This is a genomic window from Lysobacter sp. M2-1, assembly GCF_022662495.1.
Taxonomy (GTDB): Bacteria; Pseudomonadota; Gammaproteobacteria; order Xanthomonadales; family Xanthomonadaceae; genus JAKPBU01.
The window spans coordinates 399,262-411,018 of the sequence record NZ_JAKPBU010000011.1 but is presented as its reverse complement, the minus strand read 5'-3'; the positions used below and the strand labels follow the sequence as shown (position 1 = coordinate 411,018).

Sequence of the window (11,757 nt, the reverse complement as noted above, 5' to 3'; positions counted from 1 at the left end):
TTCGGATCGAGCCATGGATGGCGAGTCCGAAAATTGCTTCGGCATCCGCATTCCTTGAGCGATCTGGATCCATTGAGGTGCTTTCTTTGGTTACTTTCTTTGCACCAGCAAAGAAAGTAACTCGCCGCAGGCGAAAGCTCTGCTCCTAAGAGCGAAATGTCGGGCCCCGCAACGCAGCGACAACGTCCTTGGGTCCCCGCCTGCGCAGGAACGACGGCACCAGGGAACCATCAACCAACGCGGCCGCACGCCGCAGGGTGGGCCAGCGAAGGAGCCAAGGCGCGCGTGGCGACGTTCAGCTCTGTACCCGCCGCATCCCATCTAGCCGCACCACCACATCGGCGATTCCCGGCAGCGTCGCCAGCGCCTGCCGGCTGACCCGCTCGAAGAACTGCACGAAACGCAGCACCTGCGCCTGGGTCATTGCGTGGCGCCCCGGGTTCGCCGCCTGCAGGGTCTGTTCCTGTTGCCAGCGCCAGGCCGGCACGACCTCGAAGCCCGGTCCCTGCAGGAACAGCGACCGGTCGATGCGCCGCCACAGCGCGGGGTAGTCGCGGCCCAGCGCAGTGTTGCAGTAGCGCCGCCAGGTGCCCTGCGCATCCTCGTCGCGTTCGAGCGCGTTGACCGGCGGGGCCAGCTCCGTGTCGGTCTGGGGCGGCACCTGGTTGAACCAGCCTTCCAGGATCACCAGGTCCGTACGCCCGGAGTTTGGCCATCCGGATTGCGGTATCCGGCGATCGGTGAGCTTGTCGAATCGTGGCAGGAGCTCGCTTTCGCCCGCGCACAGTGCGTCGATCGTGGCGCACGCCAGTGCGAGGTCGTGCGTGCCCGGTGGGCCGCGCGTGGCGAGCAGTGGGTGCACCTCGCGTGCGAGCGATTCGCGTTTGGGCTGGTCCAGGTAGAAGTCGTCGATCGACAGCACCGTCACGCTGCGCCCACGCTGCGCTGCCAGCGCGGTGACCTGGTGGGCCAGCGTGGTCTTGCCGCTGCCCTGCAGGCCGGTGATGCCGTAGCAAGGCGCGGCATCGCTCCGGGTGGCCAGCAGCGCGTCTACGAGCACGCGTTCCACGAAGGCCGGTGCGAAGCCATGGCCGCAAGTCGGGTGCGTGGTCGGGTCCATCGCGCGACAATAGCCCACGTCGCCGCCGTGCGCGGCCCCGAAAACGACTGGATCGCGATTCGATGACCGACCTTTACGCCGAAGCGCTGGACACGTTCGATCGCCTGTTCGACGAAGCGCTGGCCGCGGGCGAGCCCGACCGCACCGCGATGGCCGTCGCCACCTCGACCCTGGACGCGCGGCCGTCGGTACGGATGGTGCTGCTCAAGTCGCACGACGCGCGCGGTTTCGCCTTCTACACCCACCTCGATGGCCGCAAGGGCCGCGAACTGCAGGCCAATCCCCACGCCGCCCTGCTGTTCCACTGGCCGCGGGTGCGCGATGGCGTGCAGGTGCGCATCGAGGGCCGGGTGCATGAAGTGCCGGCCGATGAAGCCGATGCCTATTTCGCCTCGCGTCCGCGCGGCAGCCAGGTCGGCGCGTGGGCATCGAAGCAGTCCGAGACCCTGGAATCCGCCGAGACGTTCGAGCAACGCTGCCAGCGCATGGAAGCCGACTTCCAAGGCCGCGAGATTCCGCGTCCGCCGCGCTGGACCGGCCTGCGTGTGCGCCCGCGCCGGATCGAATTCTGGTACGGCGCGCAATTCCGCCTGCACGAGCGCTGGCTCTACGAGCGCGACGCGGCCAGCGTGTGGACCAAGCGGATGCTGTTTCCGTGAGCGCGGAAGGCACGCCCCGGGCGCACGCGGGGTTCGACGTGCGTCCGGCCACGCTCGCCGACGCGCCGGCCTGGAGCGCGATGCGCGTGGCGCTGTGGCCGGACGAAGCGGATGTGGCCGCCACGGCGGAGATGGCGCGCCAGATCGACGCCGCGCGCGACGCAGTGGCGTTCCTGGCCTGCGATGCCGGCGGCAGCGCCATCGGGTTTGCCGAGGCGACCTTGCGCCACGATTACGTCAACGGCACCGGCAGCTCGCCGGTGGGGTTTCTGGAGGGGTGGTACGTGGCGCCGGAATGGCGCGGGCGCGGTGTCGGCCGTGCCCTGGTGGCGGCGGTGGAATGCTGGTCGCAGGAGCGCGGCTGCAGCGAACTGGCATCCGATGCGCTGCTCGATAATGCCGCATCGCATGTCGCGCACGCGGCCTGCGGGTTCGAGGAAACCGAACGCGTGGTGTATTTCCGCAAGCCGCTGGTATCGGACTGACCGGGATGTCCGGTCCGCAGCGGATCGTCTGCCTCACAGAGGAACCCACCGAGGTGCTGTACGCGCTCGGCGAGCAGCAGCGCATCGTCGGCATCAGCGGCTTCACCGTGCGGCCAGCGATCGCGCGCCGGGAAAAACCCAAGGTCAGCGCGTTCACCAGCGCGAAGATCGGTGAGATCCTGAAGCTGCAGCCGGATTTCGTGGTCGGCTTCTCCGATATCCAGGCCGACATCGCCGCCGAGCTGATCCGCAACGGGGTCGAAGTGTGGATCAGCAACCACCGCAGCGTGGCGGGCATCCTGGATTACGTGGTGCGGCTCGGCGCGCTGGTGGGCGCCGGGCCGCGCGCGCAGGCCTATGCGGACGGACTGCGGGCGGGGCTGGACGACATCGAACGCGCAAGCGCGGCCCTGCCGCGCCGGCCGAAGGTGTACTTCGAGGAATGGGACGAACCGCCGATCACGGGTATCCGCTGGGTGGCGGAGCTGATCCGGATCGCCGGCGGGGACGACATCTTTCCCGAACGTGCGCTCGAACCGCTGGCCAAGGCGCGGATCCTTGAAGACCCGGACGAGGTGATCCGCCGCGCGCCCGACCTGATCCTGGGCTCCTGGTGCGGCAAGAAATTCCGTCCCGACAAGGTCGCCGCCCGCCTGGGCTGGCAGGCGATTCCCGCGGTGCGCGACGGCGAGCTGCACGAGGTGAAGTCCCCGCTGATCCTGCAGCCCGGACCGGCGGCGCTGACCGATGGAGTGCAGGAAATCGCCAAGGTCGTGCGGGCCTGGGCAACGCGGTAACTCTTGTAGGAGCGGGGGGGGGGGGGGGGGGGGGGGGGGCCGGCGGGGTGTGGGGGCACACCAGGCGCCGGGGCCGCGCTTCGGCGCGACCTGATCAACCGGGATGATGATCGCGCCGAAGCGGCGCTCCTACAGGTCAGGGAAAGAAGTCGCGATGGAAGCGCAGGGTCGCCACGGGCGCGCCATCCGGCTTGGCCACAATCTCGAACCGCAAGGTGTCCGGCATCGACACCCGCGCCGTTCCGACGTAGTCGATGAAATCTTCGCTGCGGATCTCGCGCAGCTCGATCGTCTGCCGGTTGCCCAGCAGATCGCTGGCCGATGCGCTCACGCGCCCGGCGACCGAGGCTTCCTGCGATTGTGGGCCGCGGCGCATGCCGATCACCAGCAGCACGCTGTCGGCATCGGGCGCAATCGCGTATTGGCGAGCCATGGCCGGATTGAGCCGCGCGGTGGGCAGGGTCGTCGCGCGCACCGTGACCTCGCCGGTGCGCAGCTCGGCGGGTGCGTCCGCCTCGTTGGACGCCGGCATCGTCCGCTCGCTGCCGCAGCCGGCCAGGATGGCCAGGCACGCGCCCGCCAGTAAGACGGAAAACCGCGCAGGCCCGCCAGTCGGCATGTCAGTCGTTGGCACGCGACAGCTCGCCTCCGCGCGCGGCGGCGTGGGCGATCGCGCGGGCGACGAGTTCCCGGAAGCCGCCTGCCTCGAAGGTTTCGATCGCGGCCTGGGTCGTGCCCCCGGGGGAAGTCACACGCCGGCGCAGTTCGGTCGCATCGGCATCGCCTTCGGTGAGCATGCGCGCGGCGCCGAGCAGCGTGTGCAGGGTCAGGGTGCTGGCGACTTCCGGCGGCAGTCCCTGCGCCTGGCCCGCGGCCTGCATTGCCTCGGCCAGCAGGAAGACATAGGCCGGGCCGCTGCCGGACACGGCCGTGACCGCGTCCATCAGCGCTTCATCCTCGATCCAGACGGTCGCGCCGGCGCTGGAGAGCAGGCGTTCGGCGGCCAGTCGTTGCGCCGCATCGACCCGCGCGTTTGCGAACAGGCCGGTGACGCCCGCGCCGAGCAGGGCGGGGGTATTGGGCATCGTCCGCACCACGGCGAGGCCGCCGCCGAGCCAGCGGTCGAGCTGGGCCGCAGTGATGCCGGCTGCGATCGATACCACCAGGGGCTTTGTGGCCTGGGCCTGGGGTGCCAGCATTTCGCAGACCTCGTGCATCACCTGCGGCTTCACGGCGAACACCCAGGTCGCGGCATCCGCCACGGCCTGCGAGCCGCTGTCGAACACACGCACACCGAAATCCGCCGCCAGCGCTTCGCGCAGCACGGCCATCGGTTCGGCGATGCGGATCGCGCCGGGGTCGGCCCCGCGCGCAATCAGTCCGCCGACCAGGCTGCGCGCCATGTTGCCGCCGCCGATGAAAGCGATGGTTCCGGATGCCTCGGGTCGGGTGTTGGGAGTCATGATGCTGGATGGTGCCTGGATTCAGCCGAGCATATCGGGTTGGCCCGACACGGGTCTTTTGCGGGCGCCGAACAGCGCGGTGCCGATCCGCACCATGGTGGCGCCTTCCTCGAACGCCGCCAGGTAATCCTCGCTCATGCCCATCGACAGGGTGTCGACGGTCGGGAAGCGCCCCGCAAGCGCATCGAACAGGCGTTTCATCGCGGCGAAGGCCTGCCGACGCCGGCGCAGGTCCGGCTTCGGGGACGGAATCGCCATCAGTCCACGCAGGGTCAGCCGCGGCTGCAAGGCGATGGCGGCGGCCAGTGCATCGACCTCATCCGGCCCGCAGCCGTGCTTGCTGGTTTCATCATCGATGTTCACCTGGACCAGCACGTTCAGCGGCGGTAGGTCCGCGGGCCGGTGCCGGGCCAGCGCGTCCACCAGCTTGGCCCGGTCGACGCTCTGGACCCAGTCGAAGGCCCGCGCCGCGTCGGCGGCCTTGTTCGACTGCAGGTGCCCGATCAGGTGCCACTCCAGTTCGAGCCCGGCCAGCGCCGCCTGCTTGCACAGTGCTTCCTGCACATAGTTTTCGCCGAAGGCGCGCTGACCCAGTCCGGCAAGGGCGCGGATCGCCTCGGGCGGCTGGGTCTTGGAGACCGCGAGCAGGCGCGGCGCTGGCCGATCCAGCTGCCGTGCCGCGTTATCAAGAGCTTGCAGGACCTCGTGCAGATCGTTCGCGAGCAAGTCGGGACATCCTGTTGGGAGTACGATGGAGTTGGCAGTTTGGTGCTGGGGTGGCGGCGCTATACTGGCCCGAGGGGGCACACAACCCAAATATCAGCTGCCGTTCCATTCGAGTGCAGGGGAGCACGCATGGATATCGCCGAACTGTTGGCGTTTTCGGTCAAGAACAAGGCCTCGGACCTGCATCTGTCCGCGGGGCTGCCGCCGATGATCCGGGTGGACGGCGACGTGCGCCGGATCAACGTCCCGGCCTTCGACCACAAGCAGGTCCATGCGCTGGTCTACGACATCATGTCGGACAAGCAGCGCCGCGACTTCGAGGAGTTCCTCGAAGTGGACTTCTCATTCGAGATTCCCGGGCTGGCGCGGTTCCGCGTCAATGCCTTCAACCAGAACCGCGGCGCGGGCGCGGTGTTCCGCACCATTCCCTCGCAGGTGCTGACCCTGGAGGACCTGGGCTGCCCTGCGATCTTCCGCGACCTGATCGACCAGCCGCAGGGCCTGATCCTGGTGACCGGACCGACCGGCTCGGGCAAGTCGACCACGCTGGCGGCGATGCTCGACCACGTCAACAAGAGCGAATACGCGCACATCCTCTCGATCGAGGATCCGATCGAGTTCGTGCATACCTCGCAGAAGTGCCTGATCAACCAGCGCGAGGTGCACCGCGACACCCACGGCTTCAATGAGGCTCTGCGCTCGGCCCTGCGCGAAGACCCGGACTACATCCTGGTCGGCGAAATGCGCGACATCGAGACCATCCGCCTGGCGCTGACCGCCGCGGAGACCGGCCACCTGGTGTTCGCCACCCTGCATACATCGAGCGCGGCCAAGACCATCGACCGCATCATCGACGTGTTCCCGGCCGGCGAGAAGCCGATGGTGCGCTCGATGCTGTCCGAATCGCTGCGCGCGGTGATTAGCCAGGCGCTGCTGAAGAAGATCGGCGGCGGCCGCACCGCGGCGTGGGAGATCATGGTCGGCACCCCGGCGATCCGCAACCTGATCCGCGAGGACAAGGTCGCGCAGATGTATTCGTCGATCCAGACCGGCCAGCAGCACGGCATGATGACCCTGGACCAGCACCTGCAGGACCTGGTCAAGCGCGGCCAGGTGGCCAAGCAGCAGGCCCGTGAATACGCCAAGGACAAGCGCCTGTTCGAGTGACGGCGCGACCGGAGCACAGCCATGAGCACCATCGATTTCACCTCGTTCCTCAAGCTGATGGCGCATCAGAAGGCGTCGGATCTGTTCATCACCGCGGGCATGCCGCCGTCGATGAAGGTCCACGGCAAGATCTCGCCCATCACCCAGGAGCCGCTGACGCCGCAGCAGAGCCGCGACCTCGTGCTGAACGTCATGAGCCCGCCGCAGCGCGAGGAATTCGAAAGAACCCACGAGTGCAACTTCGCGATCGGCGTGGCCGGGGTGGGACGCTTCCGCATCAGCTGCTTCTACCAGCGCAACCAGGTGGGCATGGTGCTGCGCCGGATCGAGACCAAGATTCCGAGCGTCGAGGAGCTGAACCTGCCGCCGATCGTCAAGACCCTGGCGATGACCAAGCGCGGGATCATCATCTTCGTCGGCGCCACCGGCACGGGCAAATCGACTTCGCTCGCGGCGATGATTGGCTACCGCAACCTGAACTCGACCGGCCACATCATCACGATCGAGGATCCGATCGAATTCGTGCACAAGCACGAAGGCTGCATCATCACGCAGCGCGAGGTCGGGATCGACACCGACAGCTGGGACAACGCGCTGAAGAACACCCTTCGCCAGGCGCCCGACGTGATCATGATCGGCGAGGTGCGCACCCGCGAGGGCATGGACCATGCCATCGCCTTCGCCGAAACCGGCCACCTGGTGCTGTGCACCCTGCACGCCAACAACGCCAACCAGGCGATGGACCGGATCATCAACTTCTTTCCCGAGGACCGCCGCGGCCAGCTGCTGATGGACCTGTCGCTGAACCTGAAGGGCGTGGTCGCGCAGCAGCTGATCCCAACGCCAGACGGCAAGGGGCGGCGGGTGGCGATGGAGATCCTGCTCGGCACGCCGCTGGTCCAGGACTACATCCGCGACGGCGAGATCCACAAACTCAAGGAAGTGATGAAGGACTCGGTGCAACTGGGCATGAAGACCTTCGACCAGAGCCTGTTCGAGCTGTACCAGGCCGGCGAGATCAGCTACGAGGACGCGCTGCGCTACGCCGATTCGCAGAACGAGGTCCGCCTGCGGATCAAACTGGCCCAGGGCGGCGACGCGCAGACCCTGGCCCAGGGCATGGATGGAGTCGAGGTCGCAGAGGTGCGCTGATTCCCCGCGCCGCACCCGACGTCGAAAGGGGCGCATGGCGCCCCTTTTTTTTGCGCAGCCAGCTCCGCATATGCGAATCTTTTACGTCGCCGGCCGCATGATCGCGGCTTCGCATGCAACCAGGGACGTTCCATGGAAATCGCCGATCGCCGTGTCGCCACCGTCCATTTCACCCTGACGGACGACAGCGGCAACACTCTCGCAAGTACCCAGGGCCATGCACCGCTGCTGCATCTGCAGGGCGGCGGCGGCATCATCCCGGCGCTGGAGCAGGCGCTCGAAGGCCGCAAGGCTGGCGACCGCTTCGAGGTGACCGTCGAGCCGCAGCATGGGTTCGGCCCGCATCATCCCGAGCTGGTGCAGACCCTGCCGCGTTCGGCCTTCAACGGTACGACGGCGCCGGTGGTGGGAAGCAGGCTGCAGGCCCGGACCGCGCGCGGCCCGCTGGACGTGGTGGTGACCTCGGTCGACGAGGACAGCATCGGCGTGGACGGCAACCATCCGCTGGCGGGCAAGACCTTCAAGCTCGATGTGGAAGTCGTGGACGTGCGCCTGGCCACGCCCGACGAGATCCAGTTCGGCGTGAAATAAGTCGCCCCCGTGCGCACCGCTGCCGTCGATCGATCGATGGTGCGCCAGGGCGCACCCTATGGGCGCATCCACATCGGTTTTGGCCGCAGCTTCGCGAGCTTGCGCTGGACGGGGCACGCCTCATGGTGCGCGCCGGGCAGGTAGCCCAGGCTCATCAGGAATTCGCCAGTGATCTCGCCGCCGGTGAAGCGGAAGGTCTTGCGGAACAGCTTGACCCAGTCTGCCTTGCTTCGCGTCTGTCCATCGTTGCGGAAATGGGCGTCGAGCCATTCGGCGAAGCCGCCATGCGAGTCGCGCAGCCCCCGCACCACCTGCGCGTTGTGGATCGCCGCATCCACCTTGAGCCGGTTGCGGATGATGCCGGGGTCGGCCAGCAGCCGCGCGCGGTCGCGCTCGCCATAGCCCGCGACCGTGTCGACGTCGAAGTCGTGGTAGGCGCGCCGGAAACCGTCCCGCTTCTTCAGGATGGTTTCCCAGCTCAGGCCGGCCTGGTTGATCTCCAGCAGCAGGCGCTCGAACAGGGCCGACTCCTCGCGCTGCGGGAATCCGTATTCGGTCGCATGGTAGGAGGCGTGGACGGGGTGCCCGGGGGCGAAGTCGCAGTAACCCGACATGGGAGTTCCGGCAGTGACGGCGGGAAGCCGGCCACCATCCTAGCCGGTAGAATGGGGGTCATGAACGGGGAAGTGTCCTTCGCCAACCAGCTGCTCATCGCGCTGCCCGCGCTGGCCGATCCCAACTTCGCGCGCAGCGTGACCCTGATCTGCCAGCACGATGCCGACGGCGCGATGGGCATCGTGGTCAACCGCACTTCCGAATACACCCTGGGCGACGTGCTGCAGCAGATGCAGATCGCCAGCGACGACGAGCGCCTGTGCGCGCAGGCGGTGCTGGCGGGCGGCCCGGTGCATCCGGAGCGCGGTTTCGTGCTGCACGATGGCGGTCGCGCCTGGGACTCGAGCATGGCGATCGCCGACGGCCTGTATGTCACCACGTCGCGCGACATCCTCGAGGCCATGGCGCGCGGCGAAGGTCCGCCCAACGCCACCGTCGCGCTCGGCTGCGCCGGCTGGGGCGCCGGCCAGCTGGAATACGAACTGGGCGAGAACAGCTGGCTGACCGCGCCTGCGGATGCCGAGCTGCTGTTCGCTACGCCGGTAGGGCACCGCTGGCAAAGCGCCGCCGGGCGCATCGGCGTGGATCTGTCGCGGATGGCGGATTATTCGGGGCATGCCTGAGCCATGGTCGCGACCACGCCGGGCCGGATCCGCCACGACGGCACCGTGCTGGGTTTCGACGTGGGTGCCAGGCGCATCGGCGTGGCGGTGGGCAGCGCCTTCGGCCACGGTGCACGCGCACTGGCGGTGATCGACGTGCATCACGACAAGCCGGACTGGACGGCGATCGACCGGCTGCGCAGCGAATGGCGCCCGGATGGGCTGGTGGTGGGCGATCCCATGACCCTGGACGGGGGCGACCAGCCGATCCGGCGGCGTGCGCATGCCTTCGCCCGCGAACTGCAGGCGCGCTACGCGCTGCCGGTGGTGCTGGTGGATGAGCGCGCCAGTTCGATCGAGGCGGCGCAGCGTTTCGCGCTGGACCGTGCCGAAGGCCGTCGCCGCCGCCGCGATGCTGCAGCGCTAGATGCGGTAGCCGCGGCGGTGATCGTGGAGCGCTGGCTGGCGTCGCCGGACGAGGGTGTCGAGGTGGTCTGAAGCGGCGCGGCCGCATCGGCGCCGGCGGTACACGTGGTGGCCGTGCGAACAGGCGCGTCCGCCCAACCCTGCCCCGGGAAGAGGGGTTTGCAACAAGTCTTCAACGAGACGTTCCGATGCCCCAGGTCGATCAAGATGGACGCCTGCGCCACCTGCTGACGCTCGATGGCCTGTCGCCGGCGACGCTGACGGCCCTGCTCGACCGGGCGCAGGCGATGCTCGACGGCATCGACGACCGCTCCACGCTGGAAGGCGTCGCGGTCTGCACGCTGTTCTTCGAACCCTCCACGCGCACGCGCCTGAGCTTCCAGCGTGCCGCGCAGCGCCTTGGCGCGGACGTGCTGGGCTTCGATGCGTCCACGTCCTCCACGACCAAGGGCGAGACCGCGCTCGACACGCTGCGCAACATCGAGGCGATGGGGGTGCGTGGCTTCGTGGTGCGACATGCCCACGATGGCGCGGTGGCCGAACTGGCGGCAAGCGCCGCGCCCGGAACCGCCCTGCTCAATGCCGGCGACGGGCGCAGCGCGCATCCCACCCAGGGTCTGCTCGACATGCTGACCCTGCGCCAGGCGAAAGGGATGGATTTCCGCGAGCTGAAGGTGCTGATCGTCGGCGACGTGCGCCACTCGCGGGTCGCGCGTTCCGATCTACATGCGTTGCGTGCCTTGGGCGCGGGCGAGATCCGCGTCTGCGGACCGGCGGCGCTGCTGCCGGAAGACGACACCCTGGCGGGATGCATCGTCACCCAGGATTTCGAAGCCGCGCTGGAGCACGTGGACGCGGTGATGATGCTGCGTCTGCAGCGCGAGCGCATGACCGAAGGCCTGGTCGACTCGCTCGAGGACTACCACCGCGACTACGGCCTGACTCCGCAACGCCTGCGCAGGGCAGCGCCCGATGCAGTGGTGCTGCATCCGGGACCGATGAACCGGGGCGTGGAGATCGACGACGCCGTGGCCGATGGCCCGCAGTCGCTGATCCTGCGCCAGGTACGCAATGGCGTGGCGGTGCGGATGGCCGTGCTCGAAGCGCTAATGGGGCGCGGGGGCTCCTGAGTTCGGGCTGCTGTCGCCTCGAGCGGACCCTACTTCCGTTGCGCGAACAGCCAGGGCCACAGCGCCGGCGTTTCCTGGTAGGCGGGATCCCAGCTGTTGTGGCTGGCATCGGGAAACTCGGTATGGCGCGCGTCCTTCGCGCCCGCCGCCTTCAGTGCGGCATCCATGCGGCGCGAAAATTCCGGCGGAACTGTGTCGTCCTTCGCGCCGTGGAAGATCCAGACCGGGATTTCGTGCAGTTTCGCGGCGACCGCCGCGTAGGGATCGGCCAGGCCGGCGATGCCCTGCACATTCATCGATGGGCGTTCCGGATGGGTCAGCCCGCCGCAGATCGGCACCAGTGCCGCGAACCGCTGCGGCGAGCGCAGGGCGTAGTCCCAAGTGCCGTACCCACCCATCGACAGGCCGGTCAGGTAGGTGCGGTCCGGATCGCCGTTGAATTCGCGCGTGGCGGCGTCGAGCTGTGCGAAGGCCATGTCCGCGACCTGGTTCCATTCCATGTTCTCCGGCGCCTGCGGAAACACCACGATGGCCGGGAAGTCCGACAGGTGCGCGCGCACGTAACCGCCGATGCCCACGTCCACCTGCTTGTGGTTGTCGCTGCCGCGTTCTCCGGAGCCGTGCAGGAACAGGATCACCGGCGGCCGCTTCCCGCCAGCGGCGCTGGACGGGACGAACACCTGGTAACGGTAGGTGCTGCCGTCGACGTCGACGCTGCGCTCCACGAACTCGCCGACGCTGCGCTGCGGCGCGCTCATGCAGGCCGCCAGCAGGCACAGGAACGCCAGCGACAGCGCGACAAGGATCTTGCGGGGCAGGGGCAT

General features: G+C 68.3%; 15 protein-coding genes. 9 read left to right on the top strand and 6 right to left on the bottom strand.

All coding sequences use genetic code 11. The features are described 5' to 3' along the window. Nucleotides 1-295: 295 nt before the first annotated feature. Entirely contained in the window at nt 296-1,120 is an 825-nt protein-coding gene (locus MC375_RS17180; RefSeq protein ID WP_242104625.1) for a kinase, read from the bottom strand. A 62-nt stretch (nt 1,121-1,182) separates the two neighbouring features. Here MC375_RS17180 and pdxH point away from each other — a divergent pair, with 62 nt between their 5' ends. From pdxH to MC375_RS17165, 3 genes are read left to right on the top strand one after another with little or no spacing between them, the layout of a single operon-like run. Further along, nucleotides 1,183-1,779, top strand: a complete 597-nt coding sequence (gene pdxH, locus MC375_RS17175; protein WP_242104624.1) for a pyridoxamine 5'-phosphate oxidase — start codon at nt 1,183-1,185, stop codon at nt 1,777-1,779. A 38-nt stretch (nt 1,780-1,817) separates the two neighbouring features. Continuing rightward, complete coding sequence (gene aac(6'), locus MC375_RS17170) at nt 1,818-2,264, top strand: aminoglycoside 6'-N-acetyltransferase (RefSeq protein WP_345779299.1); 447 nt, start codon at nt 1,818-1,820, stop codon at nt 2,262-2,264. 5 nt (nt 2,265-2,269) lie between these two features. Next, entirely contained in the window at nt 2,270-3,061 is a 792-nt protein-coding gene (locus MC375_RS17165; protein WP_242104623.1) for an ABC transporter substrate-binding protein, read from the top strand. A 136-nt stretch (nt 3,062-3,197) separates the two neighbouring features. On the opposite strand, the gene MC375_RS17160 is transcribed toward MC375_RS17165, so the two are convergent. From MC375_RS17160 to MC375_RS17150, 3 genes are all read right to left on the bottom strand, one after another. Beyond that, nucleotides 3,198-3,593, bottom strand: coding sequence for a DUF4426 domain-containing protein (locus MC375_RS17160; protein WP_242104622.1), 396 nt, complete (start codon nt 3,591-3,593; stop codon nt 3,198-3,200). Between the two features lie 88 nt (nt 3,594-3,681). Continuing rightward, the gene (gene proC, locus MC375_RS17155) at nt 3,682-4,545 is read right to left on the bottom strand and encodes a pyrroline-5-carboxylate reductase (protein ID WP_242104657.1); all 864 of its coding nucleotides are present in this window, start codon (nt 4,543-4,545) and stop codon (nt 3,682-3,684) included. Further along, complete coding sequence (locus MC375_RS17150) at nt 4,546-5,235, bottom strand: YggS family pyridoxal phosphate-dependent enzyme (RefSeq protein WP_242104656.1); 690 nt, start codon at nt 5,233-5,235, stop codon at nt 4,546-4,548. Between the two features lie 144 nt (nt 5,236-5,379). Here MC375_RS17150 and MC375_RS17145 point away from each other — a divergent pair, with 144 nt between their 5' ends. From MC375_RS17145 to MC375_RS17135, 3 genes are all read left to right on the top strand, one after another. Next, nucleotides 5,380-6,417, top strand: a complete 1,038-nt coding sequence (locus tag MC375_RS17145; RefSeq protein ID WP_242104621.1) for a type IV pilus twitching motility protein PilT — start codon at nt 5,380-5,382, stop codon at nt 6,415-6,417. A 21-nt stretch (nt 6,418-6,438) separates the two neighbouring features. Then, nucleotides 6,439-7,569 carry a PilT/PilU family type 4a pilus ATPase gene (locus MC375_RS17140; RefSeq protein ID WP_242104620.1) on the top strand — a complete coding sequence of 377 codons (1,131 nt, stop codon included), beginning with the start codon at nt 6,439-6,441 and terminating at the stop codon, nt 7,567-7,569. Nucleotides 7,570-7,701: 132 nt separating this feature from the next. Further along, nucleotides 7,702-8,160, top strand: coding sequence for a peptidylprolyl isomerase (locus tag MC375_RS17135; RefSeq protein ID WP_242104619.1), 459 nt, complete (start codon nt 7,702-7,704; stop codon nt 8,158-8,160). A 56-nt stretch (nt 8,161-8,216) separates the two neighbouring features. On the opposite strand, the gene MC375_RS17130 is transcribed toward MC375_RS17135, so the two are convergent. After that, complete coding sequence (locus tag MC375_RS17130) at nt 8,217-8,774, bottom strand: DNA-3-methyladenine glycosylase I (protein ID WP_242104618.1); 558 nt, start codon at nt 8,772-8,774, stop codon at nt 8,217-8,219. Nucleotides 8,775-8,834: 60 nt separating this feature from the next. Between MC375_RS17130 and MC375_RS17125 the strand changes: the two genes are divergently transcribed. The 3 genes from MC375_RS17125 to MC375_RS17115 all read left to right on the top strand — a co-directional run bounded on the left by MC375_RS17125 (nt 8,835) and on the right by MC375_RS17115 (nt 10,933). Continuing rightward, entirely contained in the window at nt 8,835-9,398 is a 564-nt protein-coding gene (locus MC375_RS17125) for a YqgE/AlgH family protein (RefSeq protein ID WP_242104617.1), read from the top strand. Between the two features lie 3 nt (nt 9,399-9,401). Continuing rightward, the gene (ruvX, locus tag MC375_RS17120; RefSeq protein ID WP_242104616.1) at nt 9,402-9,875 is read left to right on the top strand and encodes a Holliday junction resolvase RuvX; all 474 of its coding nucleotides are present in this window, start codon (nt 9,402-9,404) and stop codon (nt 9,873-9,875) included. A 116-nt stretch (nt 9,876-9,991) separates the two neighbouring features. After that, nucleotides 9,992-10,933, top strand: a complete 942-nt coding sequence (locus MC375_RS17115; protein ID WP_242104615.1) for an aspartate carbamoyltransferase catalytic subunit — start codon at nt 9,992-9,994, stop codon at nt 10,931-10,933. A 29-nt stretch (nt 10,934-10,962) separates the two neighbouring features. On the opposite strand, the gene MC375_RS17110 is transcribed toward MC375_RS17115, so the two are convergent. After that, on the bottom strand, nt 10,963-11,757 hold the full coding sequence (locus MC375_RS17110) for an alpha/beta hydrolase-fold protein (RefSeq protein WP_242104614.1): 795 nt from the start codon (nt 11,755-11,757) through the stop codon (nt 10,963-10,965).